General features: G+C 65.9%; 17 protein-coding genes. 11 read left to right on the top strand and 6 right to left on the bottom strand.

The annotated features are described in order from the left end of the window. Positions 1-3: 3 nt before the first annotated feature. Entirely contained in the window at positions 4-1,191 is a 1,188-nt protein-coding gene (locus HQM25_RS10480; RefSeq protein ID WP_172990184.1) for a tyrosine-type recombinase/integrase, read from the top strand. Positions 1,192-1,206: 15 nt separating this feature from the next. Here the strand turns inward: HQM25_RS10480 and HQM25_RS10475 are convergent, their stop codons facing one another. After that, entirely contained in the window at positions 1,207-1,488 is a 282-nt protein-coding gene (locus HQM25_RS10475) for a hypothetical protein (RefSeq protein WP_172990183.1), read from the bottom strand. A gap of 95 nt (positions 1,489-1,583) precedes the next feature. Here HQM25_RS10475 and HQM25_RS10470 point away from each other — a divergent pair, with 95 nt between their 5' ends. From HQM25_RS10470 to HQM25_RS10460, 3 genes are all read left to right on the top strand, one after another. Then, a complete protein-coding gene (locus HQM25_RS10470; RefSeq protein ID WP_172990182.1) occupies positions 1,584-1,859 on the top strand; it encodes a hypothetical protein in 276 nt (91 codons plus the stop codon). Next, a complete protein-coding gene (locus HQM25_RS10465) occupies positions 1,852-2,820 on the top strand; it encodes a hypothetical protein (RefSeq protein ID WP_172990181.1) in 969 nt (322 codons plus the stop codon). Before HQM25_RS10470 ends, HQM25_RS10465 begins: the two co-directional genes overlap by 8 nt. A gap of 238 nt (positions 2,821-3,058) precedes the next feature. Then, a complete protein-coding gene (locus tag HQM25_RS10460) occupies positions 3,059-3,862 on the top strand; it encodes a nuclease-related domain-containing protein (protein ID WP_172990180.1) in 804 nt (267 codons plus the stop codon). 214 nt (positions 3,863-4,076) lie between these two features. Here HQM25_RS10460 and HQM25_RS10455 read toward each other — a convergent pair whose 3' ends face one another. Together HQM25_RS10455 and HQM25_RS10450 are read right to left on the bottom strand one after the other, a co-directional pair. Further along, positions 4,077-4,430: a hypothetical protein gene (locus HQM25_RS10455; protein ID WP_172990179.1), complete on the bottom strand. Its 354-nt coding sequence runs from the start codon at positions 4,428-4,430 to the stop codon at positions 4,077-4,079. A gap of 55 nt (positions 4,431-4,485) precedes the next feature. After that, positions 4,486-5,085, bottom strand: a complete 600-nt coding sequence (locus HQM25_RS10450) for a TetR/AcrR family transcriptional regulator (protein WP_172990178.1) — start codon at positions 5,083-5,085, stop codon at positions 4,486-4,488. Between the two features lie 120 nt (positions 5,086-5,205). Here HQM25_RS10450 and HQM25_RS10445 point away from each other — a divergent pair, with 120 nt between their 5' ends. The 4 genes from HQM25_RS10445 to HQM25_RS10430 are packed head-to-tail and all read left to right on the top strand — an operon-like array spanning position 5,206 to position 9,820. Beyond that, a complete protein-coding gene (locus HQM25_RS10445) occupies positions 5,206-5,547 on the top strand; it encodes a cupin domain-containing protein (RefSeq protein WP_172990177.1) in 342 nt (113 codons plus the stop codon). A 17-nt stretch (positions 5,548-5,564) separates the two neighbouring features. Continuing rightward, entirely contained in the window at positions 5,565-6,884 is a 1,320-nt protein-coding gene (locus tag HQM25_RS10440; protein WP_172990176.1) for a flavin monoamine oxidase family protein, read from the top strand. A gap of 19 nt (positions 6,885-6,903) precedes the next feature. Next, positions 6,904-8,367 (top strand): APC family permease, encoded by a 1,464-nt coding sequence (locus HQM25_RS10435; protein WP_172990175.1) that lies wholly within the window; start codon positions 6,904-6,906, stop codon positions 8,365-8,367. Positions 8,368-8,410: 43 nt separating this feature from the next. After that, a complete protein-coding gene (locus HQM25_RS10430; protein ID WP_172990174.1) occupies positions 8,411-9,820 on the top strand; it encodes an aldehyde dehydrogenase family protein in 1,410 nt (469 codons plus the stop codon). A 930-nt stretch (positions 9,821-10,750) separates the two neighbouring features. Here HQM25_RS10430 and HQM25_RS10425 read toward each other — a convergent pair. The 3 genes from HQM25_RS10425 to HQM25_RS10415 form a co-directional block, all read right to left on the bottom strand. Then, complete coding sequence (locus tag HQM25_RS10425) at positions 10,751-11,914, bottom strand: glycosyltransferase (protein WP_367948300.1); 1,164 nt, start codon at positions 11,912-11,914, stop codon at positions 10,751-10,753. A gap of 206 nt (positions 11,915-12,120) precedes the next feature. Beyond that, positions 12,121-13,320 carry a Fic family protein gene (locus HQM25_RS10420; RefSeq protein WP_172990172.1) on the bottom strand — a complete coding sequence of 400 codons (1,200 nt, stop codon included), beginning with the start codon at positions 13,318-13,320 and terminating at the stop codon, positions 12,121-12,123. Between the two features lie 231 nt (positions 13,321-13,551). Beyond that, positions 13,552-13,968 carry a GNAT family N-acetyltransferase gene (locus HQM25_RS10415; RefSeq protein ID WP_172990171.1) on the bottom strand — a complete coding sequence of 139 codons (417 nt, stop codon included), beginning with the start codon at positions 13,966-13,968 and terminating at the stop codon, positions 13,552-13,554. A 320-nt stretch (positions 13,969-14,288) separates the two neighbouring features. On the opposite strand from HQM25_RS10415, the gene HQM25_RS10410 reads away from it, so the two are divergent. The 3 genes from HQM25_RS10410 (at position 14,289) to HQM25_RS10405 (ending at position 16,487) form a co-directional block, all read left to right on the top strand. Beyond that, positions 14,289-14,672 carry a VOC family protein gene (locus HQM25_RS10410; protein WP_172990170.1) on the top strand — a complete coding sequence of 128 codons (384 nt, stop codon included), beginning with the start codon at positions 14,289-14,291 and terminating at the stop codon, positions 14,670-14,672. A gap of 174 nt (positions 14,673-14,846) precedes the next feature. Further along, positions 14,847-15,182, top strand: a complete 336-nt coding sequence (locus HQM25_RS17615; RefSeq protein WP_217275140.1) for a hypothetical protein — start codon at positions 14,847-14,849, stop codon at positions 15,180-15,182. A gap of 102 nt (positions 15,183-15,284) precedes the next feature. After that, entirely contained in the window at positions 15,285-16,487 is a 1,203-nt protein-coding gene (locus HQM25_RS10405; protein ID WP_217275139.1) for a GMC oxidoreductase, read from the top strand. Positions 16,488-16,624 lie beyond the last annotated feature (137 nt).

The raw sequence follows: 16,624 nt of genomic DNA, 5'->3' as shown, positions 1-16,624 counted from the left end.
ACGATGAGCCGCGCTCGCCTCGCGATCGGCACGTTTGGCGAGATCGGGTTCCTCTCCGCCGAAGCCGGTCGCGTGATTGCCCGAGCTCGATATCGCGATTGGGATGGCCGGACCAGGCTCGTGCAGGTCACCGCAGGGACTCGCGCGCTGGCAGAGCGCGCACTGAAAGTGAAGCTCTCAACGCGAAGCTCGTTCCAGCCCACGACAGCGATGCTCACGCCCGACAGCCTGTTCTCACATCTCGTGGACTACTGGCTTGAAGACCTGGATCAGGAGGGCCGTCTCTCCACGACGACACGTCAGCTGTACGAGCGCAATATGCGAACCCTCGTCATGCCGACGATCGGCAATCTGACGCTGCGCGAGATCGGTGTCGCGCGCTGCGATCAACTCCTCAAGCAGCTGAACAAGCGGAGCTACAGCCGAGCAAAGCATGCTCGCGTCGTACTTCGCCTGGCGTTCGGCCTCGCTGTGCGCCACGAGGTCCTGTCGCGCAATCCGATGGACCATGTCGCTCGACTGAATCGGCAAACGAGTACGCCCGACGCGCTGACCCCGGTCGAAGTGATGGCGATCCGCACCGCGATCGCCATGTGGGAGAGCGGTCGCGCGATCTCAGGGCCGAAGCCGGATGGACAACTCGGGGGCATCTTAGAGGTCATGCTCGGCACCTCTGCCCGAATCGGCGAGGTGCTCGCAATTCGACGTCGCGACGTTGACATCACGAGCGCCGTACCGTCGATTCGCATCACGGGCACGATCGTCAGCAACAAAGGTGAACCGACTCAGCGGCAGGACCACCCGAAGACCGCGAAATCGCGACGCACCATCGCGATCCCGATGTTCACGGCCGAGGCCGTCCGCCGGCGTTTAGCTAGCCTCAGCGATCCGTCGCTGGACGCGCTGCTCTTCTGCAGCCGGGAGAGCACCCCGTTGACCACGAACAATGTGAGGCGCCAACTTCGAAGGGTCATGGAGATCGCCGGCATTACGGGAGTCACCCCGCACGCATTCCGCCGCACGGTCGCGACAGCGATCAACGAACAGGCGGGCGTGGAGCTTGCTGCAGAGCTGTTGGGCCACACGGATCCCAAGATCACCATCCAGCACTACATTCGGCGAAACGAGATGGTGAACCCCTCCACTGCCGAAATGCTCGACCGCGCCTTCGCCAAGGATCAGCCGACGTGAGAAGGCGGCCTTTGGTCACTGCGCTTGCTCCGTCGCGCCCCAACTCGCGGTTGGCCCGCCGTTCGGCCCGTGGTTCCGCAGAAACTCGCTGTGGACCCGCTCGCACGCGAGGCGGAGGGTCGATGACCAGCCGATGACCTCGCCCCGGAAGCTGGCTCGGTAGCGAACTTCGGCGGCGTTCACTCGACGGAGCTCGATGACGCCGTACACGCTGTCGAACCCGTCGACCATGCTCCACGTGCCAGTGGGACCTTCCTGCGCTGCGAGCAGCGGGTACCATCGGTTCGGTTCGGCCATTGGGCACCCTCCTCCGGCCGAACACGCATGAGGGTAGACCGACCAACAGACATCGCCGCGCGAGCTGTTGGGCGCGGGGTGCGCACCTTCCTGCCATGAGCGATCGTGAACGCGCTGACGCCGTCCTGGAGCACGTGGCTGTGCTCGCGTTCCTGTATTACCCCGGCATCGAGGTGGATGATCCGAGCTACAGCCTCGCCGAAGACATCGAGTGGTGTCTCGCGCGCTTGGGTGATGTGTCCGACTTTGATCGGGAACGGCTGGGCGCGCTCTTCGCGCGAGCGATCACCGACCCCACCGCGACGCGCGAGGAGTTGTTCACAACGCTCGTTGAGATCGACGGCCTTCTCGAAGTGGACCACCATGAGTGACGCGCAGCCGAGCGATGACGAGCGTGCTGCGCGCCTGGCCGGACAACGGAAGGCATGGAACGAGGCCCACCCGACGTACTACGCCGAGTACCGCGAGCGGAACCGTGAGGACATCCGCCGCAAGAACCGCGAACGCGAACGTGATCGAGCTCAACGCGAGCGGGTGGAGAAGGCGCGGCGTCAGAAGGGGATCGATCGCGCGAAGGCGTGGGCCAGGGAACACCCGGAGCAACGCCAGCAGGCGCGCGAGCGGTACAAGCAGAAGCACTCGGAGACGTACAAGCAGGCTCAGCGCGACTATTACTATCGCAATCGCGACGCGATCGCTGAGCGCCGGCGGGCGCGTGAGGCTGCTGACCCGGAGAGGGCGAACGATGCGCGACGCCGCGCGGTCGACCGTGCTCGGGCTGCCGGCCGCGAACCGGCATGGTCGCCCAATCCTGACCAACGCGCGACATATCGCGAGCGGGAGAACGAAGCAAGGCGCATGCAGCGTCGCCGTGCTCGTGCCGGGTTGCCCGAGCGACGGCTTCACCGGGTTCACGCGCCGGAGCGACGTCACAACGATGCCGCGGCGGACGCCTTCTTCGCGAAGAAACGGACCGGTGAGGACATCGCCCGAATCAGAGATCAGGACCAGCCGACCCCTCCGGATCTGGTGCACGCGTGGCAGGAGCGATCGGAGAACCGACGAGTCGTGCGCGAGATCCTCACGATCGCCGAGGAGTACTTCGCCGATCATGAGGTCGAGTTGCGAGCGAGGGTCGCCGAGGTATCTCGCGCGCGCTTCCGGGGCGGGATGCTGCCCCTCGACGTGTACACGGAGCCGCGCCGTCACGCTCTCGAGTTCGCAAGCCGGGGCTATCTCCGCGCCAACGCAGCCTCCCCGACATCATCGGTGACGGTCTTTCGCTGGCTCACGACCGATTACGCCCAACGGCGACCCGACATCAGGCTTTGATCGATCCGCGTTCGGGAATGCTGGGGAGAGCCGAGCGCTTCGAGAATGGCGTCGCCGGGCACCTCTAGGCTGAGCGAATGGTCGACTATGGGGAAGTCGTTGGGGACGGTGTTGCCGCAGGGCTTGGAATGCTGTGGGCCGGGATCACGGCGAACCCGTGGACGGTGATCCTGTTCGTGGGGATTATCGTCGGCGCTCTCTGGTTACAACTGACACCGACCCGACGGCGTCGCCGCCGATGACCACGACTGCACCTGCGGACGGGGTCGGCTCTGTCCCCGCCGCGGCGGTGATCTCGGCGTGCCTGAGCGCTCAGGCCGGTTTCCCTGCCCGATCCCGCGTGTCGCGCGTGTTCGGTCGGTCTCCGCTATCGGTCGACTCGCGGCCCTGGTATCTCGGCGCACTCGGTGAGCTACAGGTCGCGGCGCGCCTGGCGAAGCTCGGGCCCGACTGGACGGTGCTGCATTCCGTCCCGATCGGCGAGCGGGGGAGTGACATCGACCACATCGTTGTCGGTCCTGCCGGGGTGTTCACGATCAACACGAAGTTCCACGATGACGCGCGGATCTGGGTCGGAAGCACGCGTCTTCTGGTCAACGGCCAGAAGACCGATCACCTGCGCAACTCCCGCTACGAGGCGCAGCGGACCGCCAGGAAGCTGATGGCGGTCGTGGGGGAGCCGATTGACGTCTACCCGGCGATCGTTCTCGTCGGAGCCCGCAGTGTCACCATCCGTGAGCGACCCGTGGACGTGACGGTGCTCCGAGACACCGAACTGGTCCGCTGGCTCACCCGCCGCGCGGTCAAACTCACGGCTGATGGGCGCGACCGCCTCGCTGAGATGCTGACGCGCCCGGAGACATCGGCGACGCCATCCGGCGCCTCCTCGGAACCGGACCTGACGGCGTTCGCCGCTCTTCGCCGCGAAGTGGGCGCCGCGCGGCGCGTGCGGATGCTGTGGGGAACGGCCGGTCTACTTGGCGGAATTGTGTTGGCCGCGACTCTCGCCATCAACGCATACTCAACGCTCCTTGGCGGATAGGTCGCATGATGGACTCATGCCGCTGAGTCCGACCGTCGCGATGCTTCCCGACACCCCCGACTCGCGGCTGCTCGCCGAGTTGAGTTCCTACTCGGACGACCTGTCCGAGGCGAGTGACGCGATCGAGCAGGCATTGGAAGCAGGACACGAATCGCCGCTCTGGCAGCCGCTGACAAGCTACGCCGTGGTCGCCTACATGCGCGCGTTCGCGCATTCAAACGTCCGGTCGGGCCTCCTCGCGCATGTTCCAGTCCCTGACGATCTGGTTGAAACGCACGAAATGATTCGCGGCTACCGGAACACGACCATCGCGCATTCGCAGTCGGAACTCTCGATGTCGTTGCCGCTTGCCTGGCTCACCACAGAAGGCACTGTCCGCCAGGTAATGCCGGTCACGATCCGCCACAATCTTCCACGGACCGCAGCTCGTCGCATCGCGGAGACTGCCGACCGGCTGAGCGCCCTTGTGGCTGAGCTGATCAAACCGCTTGCCGAGGGGCTCACCGCCGAGCATCGGCACGCAAGCCCTGCCACGATCGCCGGTTGGCCCGTCCCTGATTTCGATCACGAGCGCGCCGACCGATTCACAGCGCAATCAAGGAGGCGGCGCCAGCCGCGATTCGTCATTCAACCCCGCCACTGGCGCGCGACGTTGTGGGGATTCCCACATCTCGGCGCAGCTGCAGCATCAGCCAGATGTCGTGTACGGCGTCGCGGAGCTCGGCAGGGTGTACGCCGGCGATGTACTGAAGAACGAGTCCGTCCAGCGCCGCGAAGACCTGTCTGGACAGTGCTGACACATCTCCTTCGATGCCGAACCGCTTCAGGCTGTCGGCGAGGACGGCTTGATAGCGGTCGTACAGAAGCGTCACCGGCTCGCGAAACAGTTCATTTCGGCGGGCTTCGAGGATCATCTCGTACTGGAACGTTTGCAGTTCCGGCTGCGTCGTGATGGAGTCCACGAGATTGTCGACGAACTTTTCCTCGGACGACATCGACAGCAGCCCGGTGCTCTCGATCGACCGCTCCACGGCCCACTCGAGCGCGGCCGCCAGAAGGGCCTCCCGCGTCCCGAAATGATGGGCGACGAGGCTGTTGTTCACGCCCGCACGCTCGGCCACTGCGCGAAAGGTCAGCCCGCGCAGGCCGCGCTCGGCAACGATCTCCACGGTCGAGGCGACCAGTAGATCCCGGCCGCCGCCGTATGGCACCTTTCGACTCATCTCACGGACCTCCCTTCCTCTGCCCATGCTACGGGCCGAGAACTCGCACTTGCGGAGGAACTAAGCATTTGCTTAAATCTACCGAGCGCATCGTGGCGCGACGTGTCGAGGAGGACGCATATGACAACCACCGGATTCACCGTGTCGGCATCGATCGATCGAGAACTGGCAGAGCCGTTTGAGGTGGGGACCGTTCAATGGGTGCGGCGGCTCGGCGACGGTCACCGTGACGAGCTGTCGTCGGGCTTCTGGTTCATCACCCCGGAGGAAGCTCCGGACCCGATGCTCGTCGTCGGTCACGCCGATGAGACCGTCTTCATCGTCGAGGGGCACGTGCGTATCGAGCTCGAGGGGCAGGTCCCGATCGAACTGCGGCCGGGCGGAGCGGCATCCCTCAACAAAGGCGTCCCTGCCACCTGGACGGTGCTCGCACCGACGGTCGAGTTCTTCGTCTACTCCTGACCAGAAGGCAGACGCAGATGAACACCGTCCACTACGACGTCATTGTGATCGGCGCCGGATTCGCCGGCCTTACGGCGGCGCGCGAACTCTCACACGCGGGTCGCCGTGTCCTCGTTCTGGAGGCGCGCGATCGGATCGGAGGGCGAACCTGGCTGGACGAGCGGATGGGCATGGACCTCGAGCTCGGCGGCACGTGGGTGCACTGGACACAGCCCCATGTCTGGGCCGAGCTGGCGCGCTACGGCATCGGCCTCGCCCCGAGCCCTGAGCCCCAGAACGCCAGCTGGTGGAACGGCTCCGAGATCGTGCACGGCAGCCCCGACGAGCTTTTCGAGCTTCTTGATCAGCCGAACGAGCTCTTGACGGCTCGAGCACGAGAGGTATTCCCACGGCCTTTCGCCCCCCTCGAATCACCGCTGCTGAGCGCTTTCGACAGCGTGTCGCTGCTGGATGAGATCGAGATGCTGCCCATCAGAGAAGACCAGCGCTCACTGCTCGAATCGTTCTGGACGCTCAACTTCAACGGTCGACTCGATGACGCGGCGTTCACGCAAGCGTTGCGGTGGGTCGCGCTGACCAACGGGGACTGGAAGATCAACTTCGAAGCCTGCGCCACCTACAAGATCGCCGGAGGCACACGAGCACTCGCCGACGCCATTTGGGCTGACTCCGTGGCAGACATCGTGCTCGGCGCGGACGTGCGAAGCGTTGTCACCACGGACTCGAATGTGACTGTCCGTACCTCGGCCGGCGCCAGCTACGACGCAGCCGAGGTCGTGCTCGCGGTACCGCTGCAGACGGTCGATCGCGTCGCCGTCGAGCCTGCCTTCCCCCCGGCGGTCTCCGACGCCGTCGAACGGGGGCAACTCGGGCTCGGCACGAAGATCTGGTTCACGATCGACGGGGAGCACCCTCCGTTCGTCGCGTTGGGTGCCGCCGACTGGCCGCTCAACTTCTTGCAGTCCGAGTACGTGCACGGGGGAAAGACCTTCGTTATCGGGTTCGGGCGTGACGCGACGGCGATCGACCCCGCCGATACCGGTGCAGTCCAGGACGCCCTGACACGACTCCTCCCCGGATTGACCGTGGTGGAGAGCAACGGTCATGACTGGGTAGCCGACGTGTATGCGCGAGAGACGTGGCCGATGCACCGCACGGGTTTCCTTACATCGTCCCTCGCCGAGCTTCAGCGTCCCCACGGTCACGTTCGACTTGCCGGCTCCGACCTCGCAGATGGTTGGGGCGGATTCATCGACGGCGCGATCGAAAGCGGCCTCAAGGTCGCCCGCAGCATCCTCACCACCTCCCACCTCGCCGCGGCCCAAACCGCGCACTGACCGATCAAGGACGATCCTCATGTCACTCAACCAGGCAAGCCCGCTCCCCGTCGCCCCCACGGCGCGGAACAAGCCCGAACAATCAACCGCACTGCGCGAGGGCGCTGTCGGTGTCATCGGCATCCTCTTCTTCGTGCTCTCCGCCCAGGCGCCCTTGACCGGTATCGCCGGTGCGCTCCCGCTGACAATCCTGCTGGGCAACGGCGCCGGCGCTCCCGGCGCTTACCTCGTCATCGGCGTGATCATCGTCATCTTCGCCATCGGGTTCATCGCCATGAGTCGGCGCGTGAACGCGAAGGGCGCGTTCTACGCGTACGTCACCGCTGGGCTCGGACGCCGCACCGGCACGGGCTCGGCATGGCTCGCACTCGTCGCCTACGCCACGGTGCAAGCCGCCATGTACGGCCTCTACGGAGCCAGTGTCAGCGCGCTGCTCGCCTCCATCGGCGTCACGATCCCTTGGTGGATCCCCGTCGTGCTCACCATCGCGGCCGTGCAGGCACTCGGGTCGCTCAACATCGAGTTGGGCGCACGCGTCCTCGCCGTACTCGTGGGGCTGGAAGTGGCCATTCTGCTGGCATTCGCCATCGGCACGCTGATCACCGGGGGTGGACCTTCCGGGAGCATCGACTTCGCCGCGAGCTTCTCACCTGCGGCCATCATGTCGGGCGCTCCGGGTGTCGCGCTGATGTTTGCCGTCGCGTCGATGTTCGGGTTCGAATCGACCGCGATCTACTCCGGCGAGGCCAAGGACCCCAAGCGGACGGTCGCGCGCGCCACCTACCTCTCGGTCGGTGTGATCGCCGTCTTCTTCTCCTTCGTGTCGTGGATGTTCATCTCCTACTACGGCGCCGACAACGTCGTGGGTGCAGCGGAAGCCGCCGTCATGTCCGGCGACTCGACCACCTTCGTCTTCCAAGCACTCGATGGCATCCTCGGCGGCTGGTCAGGCGTCGTCGCCAGCATCCTGCTCGTCACATCTCTTTTCGCCGGCATCCTCGCATTCCACAACGGAATCAACCGGTACCTGCACGCACTCGGAAGCCAGCAGTCCCTCCCGAAGCGACTCGCGCACACGAACCGTCACCGAGCGCCCCACATCGCCGGTTGGGCGCAGTCCGTCCTGGCCCTCGTGCTCATCGCACCGTTCGCGATCCTCGGCCTCGACCCGATCCTGACGCTCTTCTCCTGGTTCAGCGGACTCGCCGTCGCAGCCCTGGTGACGCTGTACGTGCTGTGCTCGATCGCAGTCGTCGTCTACTCGGTGCGCCACCACATCGATAGCTGGTGGCAGACCCGCATCGCTCCGTCGGTCGCCGCGATTCTGCTGCTCGCGGTGCTCGGACTCGTCATCGCCAACTTCACATCGCTGATCGGCGGCGAGCTGGTCACGGCCGTCGTCCTTCTCGCCGTCGTGCCTGTCGCATTCCTGGTCGGAATCACCACCGAACGCCGTCCCGGCCAGCTGCTCGCAGAGCGGTAGCCCACCACTCGTACACCATCAGCCCACACAAAGGAGAATTCGCATGTCACTGACAACAACGATCCTGAATTCGATCACCGTCGATGCCGCCGAGGGCCGCGCGATCCCCGACGCAGCCACTCGAGAGAACATCGGCTACGCGCCCGTCCACACCGTCGACGACCTCGAGCGCATGATCACCACGGCACGAGCCGCGCAACCCGCATGGAATGCCCTCGGGCACCACCAGCGGAGCAGCATCCTGAACCGCATCGCGGACGATCTCGAAAGCAACGCCGAGGAACTCGCTCACCTGCTCTCACGCGAACAGGGCAAGCCCCTCGACGGCCCGAACGCGCGATTCGAGGTGGGCGCGTGCGCCGTCTGGACACGAAACGCCGCCGACACCCCCCTCGAACCCGAGATCGTTTTCGAAGCAGGCGACGCGCGCGCGGAGGTCCACTACGACGCCCTCGGAGTCGTCGGCGCCATCGGCCCGTGGAACTGGCCGATGATGATCACCGTCTGGCAGATCGCCCCAGCGCTGCGCATGGGCAACACCGTGATCGTGAAACCCAGCAGCTTCACACCACTCTCCGTGCTCGCACTCGTCGAAGTCTTCAACAGGCACCTGCCCGACGGAGTCCTGACCGTCGTCAGCGGCGATCGGAAAGTAGGTGCGGCGCTCGCGGCGCACCCGAGCATTGACAAGATCATGTTCACGGGCTCCACAGACGCGGGGCGCCGGATCGTGGAGTCCTCCGCGAGAAACCTCGCCCGCCTCACCCTCGAGCTCGGAGGAAACGATGCCGGCATCGTTCTTCCGGGCACGAACGTCGCCGCCATCGCCGAGAACCTCTTCTGGGGATGCTTCATCAACACCGGTCAGACCTGTGCCGCTCTCAAGCGCCTCTACGTCCATGAGTCGGTCTACGAGGATGTCGTGTCAGCGCTCTCGCAGCTCGCGGACACGATGCCGATGGGCCGCGGGATCGACGCGGGGAACGTGCTCGGCCCTCTCCAGAACAAGAACCAGTTCGACATCGTGAGCCGACTGGTCGACGACGCCCGACAGCGCGGCGCCCGCATCGTCTCGGGTGGTTCGCCCGCCGCCGACCTCGGCCCTCTCTTCTACCGGGCGACCGTCGTCGCCGACATCGACGACGACGCCCAGCTGGTCGAAGAAGAGCAGTTCGGTCCCGTGATCCCCGTGATCAGGTACGTGGAAATCGAGGACGCGATCCGAAGGGCAAACGCCTCAGAGCAAGGTCTCGGCGCCTCGGTATGGTCCGATGACGCGGAGGCAGCCGTCGATGTCGCCAAGCGGCTGCAAGCGGGCACCGTGTGGATCAACCAGCACGGGGCCCTGAACCCGATGGTGCCGTTCGGCGGCACCAAGCAGTCCGGCTACGGCCAGGAGTTCGGCGTGGCGGGTCTGAAGGCGGTGGCGGCACCGAAAGTGATCAGCCGCTGAGGCAGCGTCCGGCACTCACACGTCGACCGACCGCAACGGATGATCACCCCGCACCCCTCAGCGAGTCAATTGTCGACGATCGCGCGGCCAATATTCGGTGAGGGATCCCAGGGAGCCGTGATCCGTATCGACTACCGCTGCGTATCCACTTGGTGGCTTCATAGCAGACGGGTCGGGAAGCGACGATCGCGGTGAGCGTGTAGCGGCCGCGACGCCTAATCAAGAGGCGCGGAGGTCACCATTTTCCCACCTCAATCACCCAGGAACAACCACAGCTGACCCGATACGATCGGAACATTCGAACCGTCCGGTTCCCTGTAAACACAAGGGAACACGAGGGTTCTCAAGACATCCGGTGAGATTCGGAAATGGCCCGAATCCTCCAAGGGGTCGCAGGTTCAAATCCTGTCATCCTGACAGTAAAAAGCCCCGGTGAGACGAGAAATCGAATCACCGGGGCTTTGTCGTGTGCCCCTACGTGTCCCCCAGGACTTGATCTGACGGCGGGGTGTAGTAGTCGAGGAAGTCGCTCCAGGCCCGCTCGGCGACATCCCGCGGCGGGTTTCCGACCAGGCGGCTGTACGCCTCGTCGAAGTCGAGTCCGATCCTCCGATTTTACCTAACCAGGCTAAGGAAATCCCTGGTCACCAGGCACCGCGCTGGAGCGTGACGCGCATCGCTCGGAGGGGTAGGTGGGCGAATCGGGCGGGGTTCACGGGCCGTCCGGTGTCGGCCCACGGCGCCGACGCTTTCCACATCGGCGACAGCTCCCGCTTGCGGCGCAGGGTCCGGTCGGGGTCGAGGTGGTCGAGCACGGCGACGTCGACCAGGCGGGGGCCGGATCGTCTGCCCGTCGTAGTGGATCGCCCACGCGGTGCACAGGTGGCGGCCGCGAGAGGCTGAGCCCACGGCGTCCCCACGCAAGCTCAGTCAGTCGACCAGGGCAGCCATCGTATGGACGGCCTCGGCGGTCGATGGCAGGTCAGCCATTGCCGCCGCGACGCGACGCGCCGCGGCGGCGTAGGTCGGATCGGCGAGCAGCCGGGGTACCTCTGCCGCCGCGAACTCGACCGACGACGGCCCCCGCTCAACAGCGAGTCCAGCACCCACCGCCGCCACATGGTCGGCGTTGACGATTTGATCAAAGGTGAACAGGGGCACGACCACCTGGGGGACGCCTGCGGCCAGGGCGCCCATGGTCGTTCCGAATCCTCCGTGCCCGAGCATCGCCGCGGCTTGCGCGAGCACGGCATCCTGGGGCCACCACTGCTCCACGTGCGCGTTGGCCGGCAGGAGTCCGAGCCCAGCTGGGTCGACCTTCCGCCCGACCGTCAACAGCACACGGGCCTCGACCTGGGCCAGGGCATCGAGGGCGTCCCGAAATGCGCCGGCGAATGGCGGCAGCGATCCGGTGACCGAACCGAAAGTGACATAGATCAACGGGAGCTGCGGGTCGCCCCAATCGGGAAGGCGTTGAGCGGTGGGGGCCGACCGAGGCTCGTGGAATCGCAGGAATCCACCGCTTCCCGACGGCACCGGCCCACAAGCGTGGTCGAGTACCTCGGGGACCAGGCTGAAGACGGTCTCCGAGGCGAGCGCGGAGGTCATCCGCCCCTCGACCAGGCCCGCCAGCCGCCCGAGCTCCTCCAGCGGATCGTTGATGGCCTGCGCGAGGCGAGGCAGGATCTCGTGCATGCCGATGCAGACGTGCACATGGGGCACTTCGGCCCGTTCGGCCGCCGCGAGTGAGGCGATCTCAGCGCTTTCGCGAAGTACCAGATCGGGACGCCAACGTTCGATCGTCTCGACGAGGGACGGCAGCGCAGCTTGTGCGTCGATCCGACCGAAAACCTCGCGAATCACAAGGTCGTCGGCCTCCTGCAACCCCAAGGTCGGCAACCTGGCCATGACGGGGCCGATCAGCTCGCGCGGCCCATCGGCGAACGGCTCGTGTGCGAAACCCGCCTGAGCCACGACGCCTGCGTACGACGCGGGGGCAGCCACCCGGACCTCGTGTCCCGCCTCTGCTAAGGCGCGCGTGAACGGCAGGAGCGGCCCGAAGTGGCCGTCGTTGGCCGTTGTCGCACACAGCACGCGCACATGCCTAGGCTCCCAGTCGACTTCCCGCTAGGCAAGGCCAGGGGGGTGATCGGGGTCGACCGTGGGCCGCCGCGGCGCGGGGCATCGCCGACGTCCGCCCCGATCTGCTGGCGGTCGACGCCGGGGGAGTGACACCGACGAAGGTCCTTCGCGGCGGTACGGGAGAGTTGAGCCATCCCGGCTGCGCGATGGGATGCGTATCAGGGCGCCTCGCGGCGTCCTGCTCGTTGTGCGAACCGGTCGATCGCGGCGAGGACTTCGTCGCTTCGCCAGAACGGGCCGAGTCGGTGCTCGGCTTTCGACTTCAGGATGCCTGCCCCAACGAGCGCAGTGAGTGGCGGGTAGATGTTCGGCTGCTGAACCCCGAGTTCGGCCGCAGCCGCTGCAGACGTGAGCACTGGGCGCCGCAGGAGCACGTCCAACAGCTTCCAGGCGTTGCTCGATCGGCGGACCGTGAGTCGCCGGTCCCAGTCGGCGCGGATCTCATCCAGCTCGCCGACGAGCTCACGCGTGTTTCCGACCGCGCGCATTGCGGCGTCCGCGAATGCCGACACGATGGGCGAGACGTCCCCGTCGCGATACGCGGTGAGCGCGCGATGGTACCCCCCGACATCGGCGAGCAGGCCAGCCGATACGGGTACGGCGACGTTCAGCGTCACCCTCCGGTGCCGCAAGAGCGACTGCGCAAGTGCGCGGCCGGTGCGGCCGTTGCCGTCGGTGAATGGGTGGATCGTCTCGAATTGCGCGTGCGCGACCGCGACCTGGATCAGCGGAGCGATGTCGGTTCGTCGAGCGAAGGCGGTCACGTCCTCGATGAGCGATTCGATTCGCGAATGGTGCGGCGCAACGAACTCGGCCCCGACCGGGCTGTCGCTACGCGTACCGATCCAGACCGCTTCATCACGCCAGCGTCCAGGCGTGTGGCGCGGCTGCCCGGCCATCAGCACTTCATGCATCCGTGCGATGGAGTCCGGGGTGACGTCGTCTGCGAGTTGGATGGCTGCGGTCAAGGCGCGGGTGTTGGCGGTGATCATGTCCGCGTTGCGGCTTGCCTTCGCTCCGAGTTCCGCACTGAAGATCGCGCGAGCGGACGCGGTGATGTTCTCTATCTGCGAAGACGACGCGGCCTCCGACCGCAGCAACGCAGGCGCGAATGCAGCGACTCGCCCTCCCAGCTCGGCGTCGAGCCGGCTCAGCTCCCGGGCGGCGACATCTGCCGCAGCAGCCACTTCGACCGAGGGAACCGGCGTCAGCTGCGCGATCTCGGCGGGGACGGCCGACCGGTACGTCGTCCCCCGACCGGTCCGTTCAGCATCCGCTCCCCAGATGGTGCTCGGCACCCACGTCTGCGGTTCCCAGTCGAGCGGGGGCCAGTCGGCCGCACGCGAGGACGTCGTCATGATAATCGCCCTCCGATTCCTTATGAGAAACCTCGTTACTCATAATCGCATCAGCTCGCGTTATGGGCAACAGCGGCACAGTGCGTGCCGGAAGCCTGTCGGCAAGTGACGCTCAAAGTCGGCTTCCGCCTCGAAGACGCCGACAGCGAGGGCCGGTTCGCCCGCGCCCGACGATCCCGGGCGACCAACTGGATGTGGGAGCGAGTGCTCTCCTGAATCGGGCTCATGCGCTCAGCCGCTTACGTGATCGTTGTCTGCGAGAAGCACGCCTCTCCGTCCGGGGTTCCACTCATAGAGCACGTCGGGCTCGCGCTCCTCGTTCTCACCCGTCGTTCGGCGCATCTCTGCGAACCCATGTCGTTCGTAGAACGCGCGTGCGGCGAGGTTGCGCTGGAACGTCCACAAGTGAAGAGACGCGACGGTGGTGCTCTGCGCGTGACGAAGCAGGCGCGAGCCGAGACCTCGCCGTTGCTGAGCGGTCGCAACATAGAGCTGCTCGATCCAGCCCGGGGTAAGGGCCATCACCGCGAGCACGTTGTCCTCGTTCAGCGGGTCGATCGCGACGATGACATCGGATCCTGGCAACAGAACCTCCGCCACCCAGACCTCGTCCTCGGCCAAGGTATGCGGCCTGGCCAGCCAGGGCATGGCTGTGTGCTTCGAGTCACGAATGAGCCGCGCGATCGCCCGCGAGTCCGCGGGTCGCGCCATCCGGAAGCCGTCCACGGCTCTCATGCAATACGCGGGGTGCCCATGGCGTCAAGGTGGCGGCGACTCATGCTCGACGGCGGATTCCCGTGGCAAGAGCTTGCGGTCGCGAGCGGCTGGTCGCATGAGTCTGCCGTCATGCCCCGTTGTCCAGCGGGCCGGCCCCCGGGCAGCAGACTCGAGGTCTCTACCGAGCGCTTTGCCACGGGAGTACCGTCTGGCAAAGACGGGCAGGCCAAACGAGAAGCGAGGAGGAGATCATGTTCGAGAATGCACGAGGTGCCGCGGTGGTAGCCGCATCCGATCTGGCCCGGGCCCGATCGTTCTACGAAGGAGTGCTCGGGTTGACGGCGAACGATGCGTTCCCGGATCAAGATGAGGCAGTCTTCTACGAACTGGCAGGAACGCCGCTCATGGTCTACTCGTCAGCGTATGCGGGAACGGCGAAGAACACCGTTTTCGTGATCGAGACCGACGACCTGGCGCGCGACATGGCGGCACTACGCGACAAAGATGTGGCGTTCATGGACTATGACGTCCCAGGACTCAAGACCGTCGACGGGGTCGCAGAACTCAGCGGAGAGAAGTCCGCCTGGTTCTCGGACAGCGAAGGCAACATCTTCGCGCTCAGCGAGCGCACCTGACTCCCCGGAGGTCATATCGATCTGGGTGTATCACTCGAGGCTTTCGGTTCTCTCTGTTGATGTGCGCCTCGACGGCGCTCTTGGTGTCCCCACGAACCTCACGCTCCACCTCCTCTTTCCGGCATCCGAATGTGAGGCAGGCCCATGGTGTTCACCGCCCAGACATACGCGAACATGGTCTCCGAGGACAGCGCCGCCCGCGAGCGGCTGATACGGCAGTACCTCGACCGCCGCGCCGAGTTCGACATCATCGTCGTCGGGTCGGGCATCGGTGGAGGCATCCTCGCGGACGATCTCGCCGACCGGCTGGGTGCGACCAAACGGATCCTTGTCGTCGAGGCAGGATCGTTCATCTTTCCGACCCACGTCTACAACCTGTCCCGGTTCCCCAATGCCAGCGTCGCGCGGCACTTCGGCGCCGCGACGTTCTGGCAGCAGGGCTCGCCCGCGGCATCGCATTTCATCGGTGAGCAGCCGCAGCTCGCGTTCGGTGGCCGCTCGATCTTCTGATCGGGGCTGATCCCGACCATCCAGCCGTGGGAGCTGGACTTCTTCCCGCCGGCGGTACGTGCCGATCTCGCCGGTGGCCTCCTTGCCGAGGCGGGAGCCAGAATGAACGCCTCTGTCACGCTGGGCACGGTTGCGCAGCAGGTGGTGGCGAAGCTGCGCGAAGGGCCTCTGGCCGCGGACTTCCTCATCGAGGAGGCTCCGCGTGCCCTGCATCAGCCGTACTTGAACGCGGACGGAACTCCGCAGTCGAGCTTCTTCACCGAGGGGACGGGCGTCTTCAACACAGCCGAGCTGCTCACCGGCCAGCTGGGCCTCACCCCCGGCACGACTCCGGACGACCGGCCCGGCCTGCATCTCCTGCTCAACACCTACGTCGAGGACGTCCAACAGTCAGGCGCCGGTTACGTGCTCGTGGCGCGCAACGTCCTCACCGGCGATGCCCGCTTCCTCTCGGCGCCCGTCGTGGTGCTGGCGGGAGGTTCGATCGAGAGCCCGAAGCTGCTGCGCCGCTCGAGCATCCACGAGTCGCTTCCACAGCACGCCAAGGATCTGATCGGACGCGGGCTGACCGATCACCCGACATCGAACGAGATCAGCGCCACAGCGACCGAGATCGACGGGGTCGCGATCCCGCCGACCGCGCACGCCAAGATCGTGTTCTACTCCCGCGGCCACCGCGAGCACGGAGAGATCTCCTACCCGTTCAACATCGAGATGAACATCAACCACGAGTGGTGGCACCTACGCGAGAACGATCCTGGTGCGGCCAGCATCCCACCCGCGCCGGGAACGGCCTCCCGCGTGGACGTCAAGCTCAGCTTCGCGAACCCCCTCGACGACGGCAACGCGATCCTCGCCGCACCATCGTTCGGCTATGTGCCCGAGATCGTCTTCCGCAACCAGAGCCATATGGATCATCTGCGGGACAGCCGATTCCCCGCGATCGCGGGGTGGCACAAGGACTACGACGCCATCTTCTCGGTCATGAACGACGCAGTCGTGAAGGCGCTCGCACCGTTCCGCCTCAACGGCGCACCATCCGTGCCGCAGGGACGATTCGGGCAGAACGGGCTCGGATTCGGCTGGGGCACCGTCCACCATGCCGTGGGGAGTCTGCGGATGCCGTTCCGTTCGCAGCTGGACGCACCGTTCGAGACGGAGGCGGTCGTCGACGAGGATCTGCAGGTCGCGGGCACACCGGGACTGCACGTCTGCGACATGTCGGTGATTCCGATCAGCACCGCGGCGAACCCGGTGCGCACGCTCGCCGCCCTCACGCTGCGCCTGTCCCGCCACCTCGGATGAGGTTGCGCCCGCTGAGGCAACCGCCCCTGTGAGCGACATCGAGGCGGCGACCGCATGCGGATAGTAGGCGGCCTTCGCGCGAGCGTGACTGGGCTATCCGGACATCTGGCGCAGGACGGTGAGGACGCCGGCGTCTT

Source organism: Microbacterium hominis, assembly GCF_013282805.1.
In the GTDB taxonomy this organism is placed as follows: Bacteria; Actinomycetota; Actinomycetes; order Actinomycetales; family Microbacteriaceae; genus Microbacterium; species Microbacterium hominis_B.
Note: the sequence above shows the minus strand (reverse complement) of the source record. Positions and strands in the feature narration are given on the sequence as shown.